The 14580-nt window shown below is 74.4% G+C and carries 15 protein-coding genes and 1 pseudogene; 7 read left to right on the top strand and 9 right to left on the bottom strand.

The window, feature by feature from the left end; all coding sequences use genetic code 11:
- Nucleotides 1–122: 122 nt before the first annotated feature.
- Nucleotides 123–1226 (top strand): NADH:flavin oxidoreductase/NADH oxidase, encoded by a 1104-nt coding sequence (locus D0Z67_RS26745; RefSeq protein WP_031182225.1) that lies wholly within the window; start codon nucleotides 123–125, stop codon nucleotides 1224–1226.
- 12 nt (nucleotides 1227–1238) lie between these two features.
- On the opposite strand, the gene D0Z67_RS26740 is transcribed toward D0Z67_RS26745, so the two are convergent.
- From D0Z67_RS26740 to D0Z67_RS26730, 3 genes are all read right to left on the bottom strand, one after another.
- On the bottom strand, nucleotides 1239–2396 hold the full coding sequence (locus D0Z67_RS26740) for an anhydro-N-acetylmuramic acid kinase (protein ID WP_031182261.1): 1158 nt from the start codon (nucleotides 2394–2396) through the stop codon (nucleotides 1239–1241).
- Nucleotides 2350–3696: an MFS transporter gene (locus D0Z67_RS26735; RefSeq protein ID WP_051887853.1), complete on the bottom strand. Its 1347-nt coding sequence runs from the start codon at nucleotides 3694–3696 to the stop codon at nucleotides 2350–2352. The genes D0Z67_RS26740 and D0Z67_RS26735 overlap by 47 nt, the downstream gene beginning before the upstream one ends.
- 120 nt (nucleotides 3697–3816) lie before the next feature.
- Nucleotides 3817–4083 carry a hypothetical protein gene (locus tag D0Z67_RS26730; protein ID WP_031182223.1) on the bottom strand — a complete coding sequence of 89 codons (267 nt, stop codon included), beginning with the start codon at nucleotides 4081–4083 and terminating at the stop codon, nucleotides 3817–3819.
- A gap of 302 nt (nucleotides 4084–4385) precedes the next feature.
- Here D0Z67_RS26730 and D0Z67_RS26725 point away from each other — a divergent pair, with 302 nt between their 5' ends.
- Together D0Z67_RS26725 and D0Z67_RS26720 are read left to right on the top strand one after the other, a co-directional pair.
- Entirely contained in the window at nucleotides 4386–5213 is an 828-nt protein-coding gene (locus D0Z67_RS26725; protein ID WP_031182222.1) for an alpha/beta fold hydrolase, read from the top strand.
- A complete protein-coding gene (locus tag D0Z67_RS26720) occupies nucleotides 5200–5748 on the top strand; it encodes a GNAT family N-acetyltransferase (protein ID WP_051887851.1) in 549 nt (182 codons plus the stop codon). The genes D0Z67_RS26725 and D0Z67_RS26720 overlap by 14 nt, the downstream gene beginning before the upstream one ends.
- Here the strand turns inward: D0Z67_RS26720 and D0Z67_RS26715 are convergent.
- A complete protein-coding gene (locus D0Z67_RS26715; protein WP_031182220.1) occupies nucleotides 5720–7060 on the bottom strand; it encodes a hypothetical protein in 1341 nt (446 codons plus the stop codon). The genes D0Z67_RS26720 and D0Z67_RS26715 overlap by 29 nt on opposite strands.
- Nucleotides 7061–7173: 113 nt before the next feature.
- Between D0Z67_RS26715 and D0Z67_RS26710 the strand changes: the two genes are divergently transcribed.
- Both D0Z67_RS26710 and D0Z67_RS30270 read left to right on the top strand, forming a co-directional pair.
- A complete protein-coding gene (locus D0Z67_RS26710) occupies nucleotides 7174–8418 on the top strand; it encodes a molybdopterin-dependent oxidoreductase (RefSeq protein ID WP_031182219.1) in 1245 nt (414 codons plus the stop codon).
- On the top strand, nucleotides 8418–8873 hold the full coding sequence (locus D0Z67_RS30270) for a hypothetical protein (RefSeq protein WP_234312827.1): 456 nt from the start codon (nucleotides 8418–8420) through the stop codon (nucleotides 8871–8873). Before D0Z67_RS26710 ends, D0Z67_RS30270 begins: the two co-directional genes overlap by 1 nt.
- Before the next feature lie 179 nt (nucleotides 8874–9052).
- Here the strand turns inward: D0Z67_RS30270 and D0Z67_RS30265 are convergent.
- The 3 genes and pseudogenes from D0Z67_RS30265 to D0Z67_RS26690 form a co-directional block, all read right to left on the bottom strand.
- Nucleotides 9053–9487 (bottom strand): annotated as a pseudogene (locus tag D0Z67_RS30265) (class I SAM-dependent methyltransferase); the annotation flags it as partial.
- Nucleotides 9484–10101 carry a TIGR04282 family arsenosugar biosynthesis glycosyltransferase gene (locus tag D0Z67_RS26695; protein ID WP_031182217.1) on the bottom strand — a complete coding sequence of 206 codons (618 nt, stop codon included), beginning with the start codon at nucleotides 10099–10101 and terminating at the stop codon, nucleotides 9484–9486. The gene D0Z67_RS26695 and the pseudogene D0Z67_RS30265, both read right to left, overlap by 4 nt.
- Nucleotides 10102–10144: 43 nt before the next feature.
- Nucleotides 10145–10876: a glycosyltransferase family 2 protein gene (locus D0Z67_RS26690; protein ID WP_078873433.1), complete on the bottom strand. Its 732-nt coding sequence runs from the start codon at nucleotides 10874–10876 to the stop codon at nucleotides 10145–10147.
- A 105-nt stretch (nucleotides 10877–10981) separates the two neighbouring features.
- Between D0Z67_RS26690 and D0Z67_RS26685 the strand changes: the two genes are divergently transcribed.
- Together D0Z67_RS26685 and D0Z67_RS26680 are read left to right on the top strand one after the other, a co-directional pair.
- Nucleotides 10982–11728, top strand: a complete 747-nt coding sequence (locus tag D0Z67_RS26685) for a response regulator transcription factor (RefSeq protein WP_037775409.1) — start codon at nucleotides 10982–10984, stop codon at nucleotides 11726–11728.
- Nucleotides 11721–12833, top strand: a complete 1113-nt coding sequence (locus D0Z67_RS26680; protein ID WP_031182214.1) for a sensor histidine kinase — start codon at nucleotides 11721–11723, stop codon at nucleotides 12831–12833. The genes D0Z67_RS26685 and D0Z67_RS26680 overlap by 8 nt, the downstream gene beginning before the upstream one ends.
- Before the next feature lies 1 nt (nucleotide 12834).
- Here D0Z67_RS26680 and D0Z67_RS26675 read toward each other — a convergent pair whose 3' ends face one another.
- Both D0Z67_RS26675 and D0Z67_RS26670 read right to left on the bottom strand, forming a co-directional pair.
- The gene (locus D0Z67_RS26675; RefSeq protein WP_031182213.1) at nucleotides 12835–13824 is read right to left on the bottom strand and encodes an NAD-dependent epimerase/dehydratase family protein; all 990 of its coding nucleotides are present in this window, start codon (nucleotides 13822–13824) and stop codon (nucleotides 12835–12837) included.
- A gap of 77 nt (nucleotides 13825–13901) precedes the next feature.
- On the bottom strand, nucleotides 13902–14366 hold the full coding sequence (locus D0Z67_RS26670) for a DUF5709 domain-containing protein (RefSeq protein WP_031182212.1): 465 nt from the start codon (nucleotides 14364–14366) through the stop codon (nucleotides 13902–13904).
- Between the last annotated feature and the right edge of the window lie 214 nt (nucleotides 14367–14580).

Raw genomic sequence — 14580 nt, 5'->3', positions numbered from 1 at the left:
GGGCCCGCGGACGAAGGGCAAGCAGGCCGGGGAATCCATGGCCCCTGCATGTTGTTACCCCGGTCGGCCCGCCGTCGGCACGGTGGGCCGACCTGCTGACCCACGACCCCGGGGAGCCCCACGTGAGCGTCCTGTTCGAACCGCTGTCCCTCCGTTCGCTGACCGTGCGCAACCGCCTGTGGATGGCGCCGATGTGCCAGTACTCCGCCGCGCCCGAGGGCCCCGAGACCGGCGCGCCGAACGACTGGCACTTCCAGCACCTCGCGGCACGCGCGACGGGCGGCACCGGCCTGATCCTCACCGAGGCCACCGCCGTCAGCCCGGAGGGCCGGATCAGCCCCTACGACCTGGGGCTGTGGAACGACACCCAGCAGGCCGCGTTCGCGCGCATCACCCGTTTCCTCAAGTCCCAGGGCACCGTCCCCGGCATCCAGATCGCACACGCCGGGCGCAAGGCGTCCACCGAGCGGACGTGGGTGGACCGGGGCGCCCCGATCGCCCCCGGTGAGGGTTACGGCTGGCAGCCCGTCTCCGCCAGCGCGCTCCCCTTCGCCGACGGGTACACCACCCCCGCCGAGCTGACCATCGCCGAGATCGACGCGATCGTGGAGGAGTTCGCCGCCACCGCCCGGCGGGCGCTCGCCGCGGGCTTCGAGGTCGCCGAGATCCACGGCGCCCACGGCTACCTCGTCCACCAGTTCCTCTCCCCGTACTCCAACCACCGCACCGACGCCTACGGCGGTTCCTACGAGGGGCGTGCCCGGTTCGCGCTGCGGGTCGCGGAGGCGGTCCGCGCGGTGTGGCCCGACGAACTCCCCCTGTTCTTCCGGATGTCGGCCACCGACTGGCTCACCGAGGACGAGAGCGACGAGCGTACGGGCTGGACCGTGGACGACACGGTCCGGCTCGCGGCCGACCTCGGTCACCGGGGCGTCGACCTGATCGACGTGTCCTCCGGCGGCATCGCGCCCGACGCCCGCATCGAGACCGGCCCCGGTTACCAGGTGCCCTTCGCCGAGCGGGTGCGCCGGGAGACCGGGCTGCCGGTCGCCGCGGTGGGGCTCATCACGGAGGCGCGCCAGGCCGAGAAGATCGTCGCCGACGGCCAGGCCGATGCCGTCCTGCTCGGCCGTGAGCTGCTCCGTGACCCCTACTTCGCGCTGCACGCGGCCCGCGAACTCGGCGCCGAGCCGTACGTCGCGCAGCCTTACCACCGGGCGCTCTGACCGGGCGCCGGGTTACTCCAACTCCAGCCGTACGGGCGTCTGTTCCGGCCGCGCGGGCAATCTGAGTCCGTCGCGGCCGGGGGTGAGCGAGCCGAGGATGCTCGGGTGGCGGGCGCCCGTACTCGCGGGGTCGGTTCCGGCGAGGCCGTGCAGGGTGAGGAAGCCCAGGACGGCGAAGGCGTACGCCTCCTTGGCGGCCGAGGGAAGGCCCAGGTCGTCGGAGACGCGTACCGGGACGCCGGGGAGCGCGGCGGCGAGGGCGCGCATCAGCGCGGGGTTGCGGGTGCCGCCGCCGGAGGCGATGACCTCGGTGGCGACGACCGACCGTACGGCGTCCGCGATCGTGCGGGCCGTCAGCTCGGTGAGGGTGGCGAGGGTGTCCTCGGCGGAGAGGCCGGCCATCGGCTGGGCAGCCGTCGCCCGTAGGTAGCCGGGGTGGAACAGCTCCTTGCCCGTCGTCTTGGGGGCCGGGCGCGCGTAGTACGGGTCGGCCGACAGCCGTTCCAGCAGCGGGCCGTGGACCCGTCCCCGGGCGGCCAGCGCGCCGTCGGCGTCGTACGCCAGCCTGCCCCCGCTGAACTCCCGCGCCGCCGCGTCCACCAGGGCGCACCCCGGGCCGGTGTCGAAGGCCGTCCCGTCCGGCGCGGTGAGGTTGGCGATGCCGCCGATGTTCAGCGCGACCGGCGTGCCCGGCCTGCCCCGCAGCCACAGCAGATCCACGAGGCTGACCAGCGGCGCGCCCTGGCCGCCCGCGGCCACGTCACGGGGCCGGAAGTCGGCGACCACGGGCAGACCGGTCGCCTCGGCGATCCAGGCGGGCTGGCCGAGCTGCAGGGTGCCGTGCACGCGGTCGCCGTCCACCCAGTGGTAGACGGTCTGCCCGTGCGAGGCGATCAACTCCGCTGCCCCACCGCACAGTTCGGCGTCGGCCCGCGCGGCCGTCGCCGCGAACGCCTGCCCGATCCGGGTGTCGAGCCGGCACACGTCCGCCAGCGGGACCGCCGCCGGGGGCAGCGCACCGGCGAGCAGGTCCCGTAGCCCGGGATCGTACGGCTCGCTCACCATCCCGAGCGGCTTCAGGCGGAGCGTGTCCCCCGCGAGGCGCAGCTCGGCCGCCGCCGCGTCAATGCCGTCGTACGACGTTCCCGACATCAGGCCGATCACCAGCATCCGTGCCACCCGCCTTTACCGTCGTGCCGTCGAAAACGGTGTTCTTGAAGAGGGCGAGCATGCTCACCGCGCAGGCCGCCGCCGCGTAGTAGGCGGGTACGTCCACGTTCCCGGTCCGCTTCACGGCCTCCGTGATGATGAGCCCGGCGCAGCCCGAGAACACGGCATTGGACAGGGCGTAGGCGAGTCCGAGTCCCGTGCAGCGCACCCGCGTGGGGAACATCTCGGCGAGCAGCGCGGGACCCGGCCCGGCCATCAGGCCCACGACCGCTCCGGCGAGCAGTACGGCCAGCCCCTTGACCGGCGTCGAAGTACCCTCGCTCTGCAAGAGGTTGAGCAGCGGTACCGCCAGCACCACCACCAGCCCCGCCCCCGTCAGCATCACCGGCCGCCGTCCGATCCGGTCGCTCAGCAGGCCGGCCGGGATGATCGTGGCGGCGAAGCCGAGGTTGGCCAGCACGGTCGCGGTGAGCGCCTCGCGGAAGGTGGCGTGCAGGGCCGTCTGGAGGTACGAGGGCAGCACGACCAGGAAGGCGTACCCGGCCGCCGCCCAGCCCATCACCCGTCCGGCGCCCAGCGCGATCGCCCACGCCACCTGCCGGGCGGGCAGCAATTCGGCGGGCTCCTGTTCCCGGAAGGTCGGCGTCTCGTCCAGCCGCAACCGCAGCCACAGCGCGCCCAGCCCCATCGGCAGCGCCAGCAGGAACGGCAACCGCCAGCCCCAGGCGCTCAGTTGGGCCGCGCTCAGCAGGCTCGCCAGCACCGCCGCGACCCCCGCTCCGCCCAGCAGCCCGAGCGCCACGGTGAACGACTGCCACGCGCCGTACAGTCCCCGCCTGCCCGGCGGCGCGAACTCGGTCAGCACCGCCACGGCGCCCCCGAACTCCCCTCCGGCGGACAGCCCTTGGAGCACCCGGAGCAGAGTGAGCAGCCAGGGCGCCAGGACGCCGGCAGTGGCGTAGGTCGGCAGCGCGCCGATCAGCGCGGTCGTCACCGTCATCAGAGAGATCACCAGGATCAGCACCGGCCGCCGGCCGACGCGGTCCCCGAGCCGCCCGAACAGGGCCGCGCCGACCGGGCGGAAGAAGAACGCCAGCGCGAAGGAGGCGTACGTCTTGACCAGCCCCTCGACCGTTCCTCCCCCGGCCGGGGTGAAGAAGCGCTCCGCGATCACCGTGGCGAAGTAGCCGTAGACCCCGAACTCGTACCACTCGATGAAGTTGCCCACCGACCCGGCGACCAGCGCCCGCACCGACGGCCGCCGCCCCTCGCTCACCCGCTCCCCGCGCTCCCGCTCCATGGCACCGCCCTCACCGCCGTCACTCCCACGCGCCCGGCACCCACCCGCTCCACCGGCCGCCCGTCAGGCGATGGATGCCCGGCCGGGCCCGTGCTTACCCGGGCCGCTGTCGAGCCGGTGTCACTTGGCCGACACCGCTGTCGCGGGCCGGGGCGGCGGCTCCGGAGCCGGTTGGGCCCACGTACCCGCGACCGTGGTGGCGAAGGCGGTGGCGGCGGCAACGAGGGCGGTGCCGGCCGGGACCGTGCCGGACGACAGCCGGCGGAAGTTCCTGACCTGGGACCACTTCATCCCGGCGGCCCGTGCGAGCCACCACTCCCAGCCGAGCCCCAGCCCCATGCACACGACGACGGTCTGCCCGGCGACCCAGTCGCAGGCCGCCGCCATGTCGGTCCAGGAAGGACCAGCAGCCGGACCCCGACCACGGCTCCGCGCGTACGACCGCTCACCGCACACCCCCCGTACGGACCGCAGCCCCCCGCGGTCCGACGCCTGTTGCGCGGACCCCTCCCCCGGCCCCCTCCTCGTGGGACCGTGCTGGCGTGAGTGCCGTCAGCTCCGGCGCGCGCCGACGCGGTGAAGTAGATCCAACTCGCGCAAGCCGCCGTGCCATTGGCTCCGTAGATCCCTATGCTCGGCTCCCACCGTGGGCGTCTCCCCAGGCGCCTGTTGGAGCGAAGGAGCCGCACGTGCCCACTGCCGAGGTCAATGGCGCAGCGATCGCGTACACCGACACCGGTGCGCCTCCGGGCAGGCCGGACGCGCCGGCTGTCGTCTTCGGGCACGGGCTGCTGTTCAGCGGCTGGATGTTCCATCCGCAGGTCGAGGCGCTCCGGGAGCGGTATCGCTGTGTGACCGTGGACTGGCGCGGCCAGGGCGACACCCCGGCGACGGCGTCCGGGTACGACATGGACACCCTGACCGCCGACGCCGTCGCGCTGATCGGGCACCTGAACCTCGGGCCCGTGCACTGGGTCGGGCTGTCCATGGGCGGCTTCGTCGGTCAGCGCATCGCGGCCCGGCACGGTGAACTGGTGCGCTCGCTCACGCTGTTGGACACCAGCGCGGACGGCGAGCCGTCGGACAAGGCGGCCGAGTACCGGCTGCTGGCCCGCGTCTACCGGTTCACCGGGGTCGGGCCGGTCCTGGGGAGGGTGAAGGCGGCGATGTTCGGCCCCGGCTTCCTGGCGGACCCGGCGAGCGGGCCGGTCATCGACGAGTGGGTACGCCGCCTGCGGCGCTGCGAGCGGGCCGGGATACGCAAGGCCGTCCTCGGGGTCATCGAACGCACGCCGGTGCAAGCCGAGTTGAGTCGGATCACCGTACCCACGCTGGTGGCCGTCGGCGCCGACGACCTGGCCACTCCCCCGGCCGAGGCCGAGCGCATCGCGGCCGCCGTCGAAGGGGCGCGGCTGGAGGTGGTGCCGGGGTCGGGGCACAGCAGCACGCTCGAACAGCCTGTCGCGCTCACGGCGTTGATCGGCGACTTCCTGGCCTCGGTGGATGTCCGCCGCTGAGCGGGGCGGCGCGGCGCCCTCCCCGAAGCTGAAGCCGCTGAGTGCCGCACTCGCCCCCGCTGTCCTGGCGTTCGAGCTTGCGAACCGGGACTACTTCGCGGCCGCCGTCTCCGACCGGGGCGACGAGTACTTCGCCCGCTTCACCGACCGCTACGACGCCCTCCTCGCCGAACAGGCCACCGGCGCCTGCGCCTTCTACCTGCTCGTCACCGCCACCGGCACCGTCCTGGGCCGCTTCAACCTCTACGACCTCGCCGACGGCACCGCCGAACTCGGCTACCGGGTGGCGGAACACGCCAGCGGACGGGGCGTGGCGACCGCTGCCGTACGGGAGTTGTCCGCGCTCGCGGCATCCAGGCACGCCCTGCACACCCTCCGCGCCGCCACCGCCCACGAGAACACCGCCTCCCAACGCGTCCTGCTGAAGGCGGGGTTCGTACGCACGGGCCCCGCCGGGCCGGCCGACCTCGGGGGCAAGTCGGGGAGCTGGTACCAGCTCGACCTCCTCACCACCCCGTCAGCAGAAGGTGGTTGATCAGCAGGGCCAGGGTCACCTGGGCGGCCAGCCAGGCACGGGGTCGCGGGAGCAGGGCGCCCGCGGCCAGCAGCCACACCGCGAAGGGGAGCCAGATGCGTTCCGTCTCCGCCTTGCTCATGCCGGACAGGTCCGCGATCAGCAGTCCGGCCAGGGCCGCGCAGACGATCAGCGCGAGGCGGGCGGCGGGGCGGTCGTCGTTCCGGTGGAGCAGGGAACCGGCGGTGCGCGGGAGGGCCGCCGCCGTCGCCGGGCCGGTGATGATCGCGGCGCAGGCGAGGTTGGCCCAGATCCAGTAGCTGTACGGGCGGGTGCCGCCCACACCCTGGTAGTAGCGGGTCACCAACAGGTGATAGGCGGTCCACCAGTTGAAGCCGTACAGGGCGAACACGACCGGGACCACGGCCAGTCCGGCGAGGAAGGGCAGCACGAGCAGGGGGCGGGCCCGCAGGTCCGCGCGGGCGAGGACGAGTACCGCGAGCCCGATGAGGGCGATCAGGGTGAGGCCGTACGAGAGGTAGCAGGTCAGCCCGGCGAGCAGTCCTGAGGCGGCCGCCCAGAGCAGGGAGCGGCGGGTGAGGGCGAGCGCGAGGCAGGCCAGTGCCCAGGCGGCCACGGCGGCGAAGTAGGCGTCGGCCGAGGCGCCCATCCAGACGGCGGCCGGGGCGAGGACCAGGAAGGGAGCCGCGCGCCGGGCGAGGGGTTCGCCGGCGAGCGCCCGTACGGTGACCAGGACCGCGGCGGCGGCGGACGCGCCCAGCACCACGCACCACATCCCGGCCCAGCCGCCACCGCCCAGCCCGATCCGGTCCAGCAGCACGAAGGTGAGCGTGGCGGCGGGGGGATGGCCGGCGACATGGGCGGGCCAGTTGCCGGGCACGCCCGCGAGGATGTGGCCGTCGAAGCCGCGCAGGGTGGCCGGGATGTCGTGGAAGCGGCCGATGACCTGAAGGTATTCGTTGGCGGTGGTGAGCCGCCTGGCGATGCCGTCGTGCCAGCCGTCGATCAGGGCGAGGGAGACGATCCAGGCGGCGGAGGCTGCCCAGACCGCCCAGGGCAGGGCACGCCATGGCAGCCGGGCGGCGAGCGGGGGCCCGTACGCCACTCCGGCGGCCGCGAGGATCAGCGCGGCCGGGGTGCCGGGGCCGACGTGCGGGTCCCAGTCGGCGAAGAGCGGAGGCCAGTGCACGAACAGGGTGTGGTGGGCGTCCTGGATATGACGGCCGACCAGGACGGCGGCGGTCACCAGCCAAACGGCTGCCGCTGCGGCGTACAGGTCACGGCGTGAGGTGTGGGGCGGGTGGTGGATCACACCGGCACGCTAGGCCGTAGGGGCGGCTCCGGTCCGCCTTCCGGGCCTGACGTCAGCGTTTCGTCATGGGTCGCAGGGCCGTTCCGGGGTGTCGCCGGGCCTACGGTCGGGGCATGCGCGACGATCCCCGGCTTCCCACCTCTCCCCGTTTCTGGCGCAGCCCCCTGCGCGGCACCTGGTTCACGGCGGTGCTCGGGCTGGTGCTGCTCGGCGGCATCAGCGTGCTGTTCGTGACCGGGCTGGTGTCCTACGCCGCCTACAACCCGGACCTCTCGCCGGTGAACGACACGACTCCCGACAAGGGGGTGCTTGGCTTCTACCTCTTCGACTGGCCGGCCGGGCCGTCCTGGCTGTACCGGCTGAGCCAGGGCGTCCACGTCACGCTGGGCGTCGTCCTGGTCCCGGTGCTGCTGGCCAAGCTGTGGTCGGTGGTGCCGAAGCTGTTCACGCTGCCACCGGCCCGTTCGGTGGCGCACGCGCTGGAGCGGGTCTCGCTGCTGCTGCTGGTCGGCGGCGCCCTGTTCCAGTTCGTCACCGGGCTGCTCAACATCCAGCTGGAGTACGTCTTCCCCGGCTCGTTCTACCCGCTGCACTTCTACGGCGCCTGGGTGTTCATCGCCGCGTTCGTCGTGCACGCGGTGCTGCGGACACCGATGGCCGTGCGGACCGTACGGGCGCGGCGGCGCGGGGACTCCGGTGACGAGGCGGAGCTGGCCGCCCCGGAGCCGGCGCCGCCCACCGTGTCCCGCCGGGGCGCGCTGTGGCTGGTCGGCGGGGGTTCGCTGCTGCTGTTCGTGACGACGGTGGGGCAGAGCCTCGGCGGCCCGCTTCGCCGTACCGCGCTGCTCGCGCCGCACGGCGGGGCCGACCCCGGCGGCGGTCCGAACGGTTTCCAGATCAACAAGACGGCCCGGTATGCCGGGATCACCGACGCCGATACTCATCCGGATGCCTGGCGCCTGGTCCTCACCGGTCCGGCGGGCACGGTCCGGCTCGGCCGGGCCGAACTGCTCCGGCTGCCGCAGCACAGCTCGTCGCTGCCCATCGCCTGCGTCGAGGGCTGGTCCACGGCGGACCAGTGGTGGCGCGGGGTGCGGCTGAGCGACCTCGCCGCGCTCGCCGGGTACGAGGGCGATCCGCCCGACCTGCTGGTGGAGTCCCTCCAGCGGCACGGCGCCTTCCGGCGGGCGGCGCTGCGTGCCAACCAGGTGTCCGACCCGCGTTCCCTGCTCGCCCTGTACGTCAACGGCGAGGAACTGTCCCTCGACCACGGCTATCCGGCGCGGATCATCGTGCCCGCCGCCCCCGGCGTCCACAACACCAAGTGGGTGGGCCGGCTGACCTTCGGAGACCTGTGATGCGCCGGCCCACGTTCCGTGCCCTGCTCGGCAGCCCCCTGCAACTGCTGTTGCTGGTCTGCTCGTTCGCGCTCGTCGCCTATGCCGGGGTACGCCTCCTGGCGGACGACTGGCTCGGGGTGGCCCTCTGGTTCGTGGGGGCGGCGCTGCTGCACGACCTGGTGCTGCTGCCGCTCTACTCCGCGCTCGACCGCGCGCTGCGGGCGGGGACGGCCGCGCGGTGGACGCTGTACGTACGCGTGCCCGCCGTGCTGTCCGGGCTGGCCCTGCTGGTGTGGTGCCCGCTGATCCTGGGCCTGTCGGCCGACCGCTACCGGTCGGCCACCGGGCTCGACCCGGACGTGTTCCTGCTCCGCTGGCTGCTCATCACGGCCGTGCTCTTCGGCGGCTCGGCCCTGCTGCTCGTCCTGCGGCTGCGCAGCGCCACGAAGCACCGCTCGCCGTCCGTCCACTGAACCGTCTCCGGCCAGCCTCCGCGCCGCGCGAGTGCCAGCAGCGCGGGCGTGCCGACGCGGGCCCAGGGGAACGGTTCGCCCACCGCTCCCCCGCCGTGCGTCACGTCCACCACGCGTACACGGGACCGCTCGTCGACGTCTCCGGGTGCCGTCTCGACGATCAGCAGGCCGTCGGGGCGGAGGAGCTCGCGCATCCGGTGCAGCAGGGCGGCCACGTCGCCGCCGATGCCCACGTTGCCGTCCATGAGCAGTACCGTGCCCCAGCCGCCCTCGCCGGGCAGCGGGTCGAACACCGAGCGGTGCAGCGCCCGCCCGCCGAGGGTGTGGGTGCGGGCCACCGCGGCCTCGCTCACGTCGACGCCGAGGGCGCCGCGGCCGCGCGCGGCGAGTTCCGCCACCAGCCGGCCGGGGCCGCAGCCCACGTCGAGTACGGTCCCCTCGCAGCGGTCCAGCACCGCCCGGTCCACGGCGTCGGCCGCCGCGCACCAGCGCTCCACGTCCAGCGGCAGCAGCCAGCCGTCGCCCCGCCGCAGGAACAGCGGGCCCCGGCCGGTGCGCAGCGCGGTGGCGTACGGGTCGGAGGCGGCCCAGGCGGGCGCTGTCACGGTGCTCATGCTGCTCCGGGGTGGGTGAGGGCCGCCAGACGCGCGGCGAAGGCGGTGTCCGGGGCGAGGGCGGCGACGGCGCGGGCGTCGGCGGCGGTGTCGACGTCCCGCAGCCGGGGCAGCTCGCGGACCCGCAGCCCGGCGGCGGCCAGCCGCTCGCGCTGCACGCTCCCCGTCTCGGGCACGGACATCGGTACGCCGCGTAGCAGGCCGGGCTCGGGGCGTGCCAGGCCGAGGGCCCAGAATCCGCCGTCCTCGGCCGGGCCGAAGCGGGCGTCGCAGTCGGCGAAGTCCAGGTTCAGCATGCCGGGGGTGAGCTGTGGGGTGTCCATGCCGACCAGCAGAGTGGGGCCGGTGCAGCGGGAGAAGGCGTCCGCGAGGCGTTCGTCGAGGCCGCCCGAGCACTGCGGGACGACCTCGAAACCGTCCGGGAGCCAGGGTCCCGGACGTCCGTCCAGGACCAGGACCCGGCGTTTCGCGGGGGCGGCGGCCACCGCGCGCAGCGTGTCCACGAGCGCGGCCTCGGCGAGCGCGGCGGCCTGGGCAGGCGTGAACGGCGGGGTGAGCCGGGTCTTGACCCTGCCGGGCCGGGGTTCCTTGGCGATGACGAGGAGAGTGGTCATGGGCGTTCTCCAGGTACCGCAGCGCCCGTGGGAGGCCCTGCGCTCACCGAGTACCCCCCGGTGCCGTCCGCTCCCGCTCCGCCGCCGGTGCTTCCTTGAGGACGCGGCTCATGTCGCGTACCGCCTGCCAGGTGCCGCGCCAGGTGCCGGTGACCTTGGAGGCGCCGGAACGGGGCAGGTACGGCACGTCGTGCTCGGTGATCCGCCAGCCCGCGTCGGCCGCGCGGACCACCATCTGAAGGGGGTAGCCGCTGCGCCGGTCGGTGAGGCCGAGGGCGAGCAGGGGTGCGCGGCGGGCGGCGCGCAGCGGGCCGAGGTCGCGCAGGGTGAGGCCGGTGCGGCGGCGCAGCAGCAGGGAGAGCGCGAGGTTGCCCGCGCGGGCGTGCGCGGGCCAGGTGCCCCGCCCCTGCGGACGACGGCGACCGAGCACCAGGTCGGCGGCGCCCGTGCGCACCTCCTCGGTGAAGGGCACCAGCAGGCCCGGGTCGAGGGAGGCGTCGCAGTCGCAGAAGCAGACCAGGTCCGCGGTGGCGGCGAGCAGCCCGGCGTGGCAGGCGGCGCCGAAACCGCGCCGCTCCTCGCGGACGACGGTGGCGCCCAGGGCGCGCGCGACCTCGGCGGAGCCGTCGGTGGAGCCGTTGTCCACGACGATGGCACGCCAGCCGGCCGGGATGCGGGCCAGGACCCAGGGCAGCGCCTCGGCCTCGTCCAGGCAGGGCAGCACGACGTCCACGGAGGGACCGGGGGGTGGGGGTGAGGTGGTCACGGCCTTCACCCTACGAACCCGAACCGGGACGAACCGGACTTGCGCTCCTTACGAAACGCGGACGTCCGGGAGCCGGGGCGCCCGGGACGCGGTGGTGGTGCCAGGCTGGAGGGCATGCAGCAGCCGTACACCACCCCGTCCGCAGGCCGTGTGCTGGTCGTGGACGACGACCCGACCGTGGCCGAGGTCGTCGCCGGGTATCTGGTCCGCGCCGGACACGCGGTGGACCGCGCCGCCGACGGCCCCTCCGCCCTCGCCTCCGCCGCCGGGCGGTGGCCCGATCTGGTGGTGCTCGATCTGATGCTGCCCGGCATGGACGGTCTGGAGGTGTGCGCGCGGCTGCGCGAGCGCGGCCCGGTGCCGGTCATCATGCTCACCGCGCGGGGCGACGAGGACGACCGCGTGCTCGGCCTGGAGGTCGGCGCGGACGACTATGTGACGAAGCCGTTCAGCCCGCGCGAGCTGGTGCTGCGCGTGGAGTCGGTCCTGCGCCGCAGCCGCCCGGCAACCGGCACACCGCCCGCTCCCCGCACGCTCGCGGCGGCGGGCCTGACCGTGGACACCGCTGCCCGTCGGGCCACCAAGGACGGCGCTGAACTCGCCCTGACACTGCGCGAGTTCGACCTGCTGGCGTTCCTCCTGCGACATCCGGGCCGCGCCTTCGCCCGTGAGGAGCTGATGCGGGAGGTGTGGGGCTGGGAGTTCGGTGACCTGTCCACGGTGACCGTCCATGTGCGCCGGCTGCGCGGGAAGGTCGAGGACGATCCGGCCCGGCCCCGGCTGATCCGTACCGTCTGGGGTGTCGGCTACCGCTTCGAGCCGGACGCGGCCGCCGGGGTGGAGGAGGACCGGCATGCGTGACAACCTCCTCATCGCCCTCTACGCCTTCCTCGGCGCCGCCGCCTCCGGTCTGCTCGGCGCCGCCGTGCTGCGGCTGGTCCGGCGCCGCTCGCTGACCGCCTCGCTCACCGTGGTCGCGGGCGTCGGCGTGTTCGCCATGCTGGCGGGCACGATGGCGGTGGCGTGGGCGATGTTCCTGTCGCCGCACGATCTGCGGGTGGTGACCACGGTCGTCGCGATGGCGGCGGTCGTCTCCCTGGCGAGCGCGCTCCTCCTGGGCCGCCGCGTGGTCGCCCGCAGCAGGGAACTCACCGACGCGGCACGGCACTTCGGCGACGCCGGCGCCTTCTCCGCGCCCGCCGTCCCGGCCACCGCCGAACTGGACGCCCTCAGCCGGGAGTTGGCCGCGACCAGCGCCCGGCTGGCCGACTCCCGGGAGCGCGAGCGCGCCTTGGAGGCGTCCCGGCGTGAACTGGTCGCCTGGATCTCGCACGATCTGCGGACCCCGCTGGCCGGTCTGCGCGCCATGTCGGAGGCGCTGGAGGACGGGGTGGCCGCCGATCCGGCCCGCTATCTGCGGCAGATCCGCACCGAGGTGGAACGCCTGGACGGCATGGTCGGCGACCTCTTCGAACTCTCCCGCATCCACGCCGGGACGCTCCCGCTGAGCCCGTCCCGGATCTCGCTGTACGACCTGGTGGGCGACGCCCTCGCCGGGGTGGGCCCGCTCGCCCGCGAGCACGGCGTACGGCTCGTGGGCGACGGGGTGCGGCCGGTGCCGGTGGAGGTGGACGGCAAGGAGATGAGCCGGGTCGTCGCCAACCTGCTGGTCAACGCCATCCGGCGCACCCCGGCCGACGGCACGGTCGCCGTCGCGGCCCGGCGGGCGCCGGAGGGCGTGGTGCTGTCGGTGACGGACGGTTGCGGCGGCATCCCGGAGGAGGACCTGCCCCGCGTCTTCGACACCGGCTGGCGCGGTACCGACGCGCGGACGCCGCCTGCCGGTGCGGGGCTCGGGCTGGCGATCGTCCGGGGGATCGTGGAGGCGCACCAGGGGCGGGCGAGCGTACGGAACATCCCCGGCGGCTGCCGCTTCGAGGTGACCCTGCCCGCCCCCGCCTCCTGACTCAGCCGGTCCCCGCGAACTCCGCCATCCCCTCGGCGAAGGTGACCTCCGGCCGCCAGCGCAGTTCGGCGCGCAGCCGGGCGGAGTCCGCGGTGATGTGCCGTACGTCCCCGAGCCGGTACTCGCCGGTGACCACCGGCTCCGGACCGCCGTGCGCGGCGGCCAGCGCCCGGGCCAGCTCGCCGACCGTGCGGGGCTCGCCGCTGCCGGTGTTGTACGCGGTGAGCGTGCCGGGCCGGTCCGGCGCCGTCAGCGCGGCCAGGTTCGCCGCCGCCACGTCCCGTACGTGCACGAAGTCGCGCCGCTGGCCCCCGTCCTCGAACACCCTTGGCGCCTCACCCCGCTCCAGCGCCGAGCGGAAGAACGCGGCGACTCCGGCGTACGGGGTGTCGCGGGGCATCCGGGGGCCGTACACGTTGTGGTAGCGCAGGGAGAACGCGGTGCCGTCGGTGGCGCGGGCCCAGGCCGCGGCCAGGTGCTCCTGGGCCAGCTTGGTGGCGGCGTACACGTTGCGCGGGTCGGCCGGGGCGTCCTCGCCGACCAGGCCGGGGACGAGCGCGGTGCCGCAGTGGGGGCAGGGCGGCTCGAAGCGGCCTTCCTTGAGGTCGGCCTCGGCGCGCGGGCCCGGCCGTACGACACCGTGGGCCGGGCACTCGTAGCGGCCCTCGCCGTACACCACCATCGACCCGGCCAGCACCAGGCGTCGCACGCCCGCCTCCGCCATCGCGGCCAGCAGGACGGCGGTGCCGAGGTCGTTGCGGGATACGTACTCGGCCGCGTCGGAGACACCGTCGCCGAGGCCGACCATGGCCGCCTGGTGGCAGACGGCGTCCACGCCGGTGAGGGCGCGGGCGACGGCCGCGTGGTCGCGGACGTCCGCGGCGGGGTCGTCGCGGACGTCGAAGACCTCGGCCTCGTGCCCGGACGCCCTGAGCGCGTCGACGACATGCGACCCGATGAACCCGGCACCGCCGGTGACCAATACACGCATGCCCTCAAGCTAGGCCCCCGGACCCCCACTTCCCCGGCTCACGGCCCCGACGTCACCACTCGGTAAGCACCGGACGGTCAGCCCTCGTCCGGGATGACATGGACGGCCGCCTCCTCCGCGCCCGCCGCGCCGCCGTCGATGCCCACGTCCTCAGCGACCTCCTCGCCCACCGTGTCGGCGTGCGCGCCCTCGTCCGGGGCGACCAGCCGGCCAGCGCGGGCGTCGCCCACCTCGGCGTCGAGCGGTTCGCCCTCGCCGCCGGGCAGGTCACCGACCCCGTCCCCGGCCGACGCCGTCACGTCCGGCACCTCCTGCTCCAGCCGCTCGTCCAGCGTCTCCCCCTCCTGCTGCTCGGCGGCCGTGGTCCCGTGCTGATTCACACCCAACGGCCGCTCCGGAGGGGAGTACCCCTCGTCGAGAATCTCGTCGTAGTCCCGCTCACCGACCGCGTCCTGAAGATCCAGCGGCGCGGCATCCTCCTGCTCCTCATTGCCACCGGTGGGCTGGTAGGCGTCGTCCGCCATCGGGGTCTCGTCACTCATGGTCGCCTCCAGGCGTTCGTGGTCAACGGGTCCCGGTCCGCGTTTCCCCGAGGCGACCGAATAATCCTGCCCACCTGCGAAACTCCCTGATCAGGTCGGCTGCGAGGGTGGGCGGCGGCGCTGAACCCGGTGCTGCGCCAGCCGTTTCCACCGGTTCACCCGTCCGGATCAATCCGCCCGTCCGTACCGTTACCGCCCCCCGCGCCGGGGCACA

Source organism: Streptomyces seoulensis, from assembly GCF_004328625.1.
In the GTDB taxonomy this organism is placed as follows: domain Bacteria; phylum Actinomycetota; class Actinomycetes; order Streptomycetales; family Streptomycetaceae; genus Streptomyces; species Streptomyces seoulensis.
The sequence above is the reverse complement of the archived record's forward strand: the minus strand, read 5'-3'. Positions and strand labels throughout refer to the sequence as shown.

Bases quoted from the DNA above. Each gene is read 5' to 3' on its own strand.
- D0Z67_RS26670 (WP_031182212.1), bottom strand. From the start codon at position 14,366: ATGAGTGACGAGACCCCGATGGCGGACGACGCCTACCAGCCCACCGGT.
- D0Z67_RS26685 (WP_037775409.1), top strand. From the start codon at position 10,982: ATGCAGCAGCCGTACACCACCCCGTCCGCAGGCCGTGTGCTGGTCGTG.
- D0Z67_RS26730 (WP_031182223.1), bottom strand. From the start codon at position 4,083: ATGGCGGCGGCCTGCGACTGGGTCGCCGGGCAGACCGTCGTCGTGTGC.
- D0Z67_RS26710 (WP_031182219.1), top strand. From the start codon at position 7,174: ATGCGCGACGATCCCCGGCTTCCCACCTCTCCCCGTTTCTGGCGCAGC.
- D0Z67_RS26740 (WP_031182261.1), bottom strand. From the start codon at position 2,396: ATGCTGGTGATCGGCCTGATGTCGGGAACGTCGTACGACGGCATTGAC.
- D0Z67_RS26675 (WP_031182213.1), bottom strand. From the start codon at position 13,824: ATGCGTGTATTGGTCACCGGCGGTGCCGGGTTCATCGGGTCGCATGTC.
- D0Z67_RS26695 (WP_031182217.1), bottom strand. From the start codon at position 10,101: ATGACCACTCTCCTCGTCATCGCCAAGGAACCCCGGCCCGGCAGGGTC.
- D0Z67_RS26680 (WP_031182214.1), top strand. From the start codon at position 11,721: ATGCGTGACAACCTCCTCATCGCCCTCTACGCCTTCCTCGGCGCCGCC.
- D0Z67_RS30270 (WP_234312827.1), top strand. From the start codon at position 8,418: ATGCGCCGGCCCACGTTCCGTGCCCTGCTCGGCAGCCCCCTGCAACTG.
- D0Z67_RS26735 (WP_051887853.1), bottom strand. From the start codon at position 3,696: ATGGAGCGGGAGCGCGGGGAGCGGGTGAGCGAGGGGCGGCGGCCGTCG.
- D0Z67_RS26720 (WP_051887851.1), top strand. From the start codon at position 5,200: ATGTCCGCCGCTGAGCGGGGCGGCGCGGCGCCCTCCCCGAAGCTGAAG.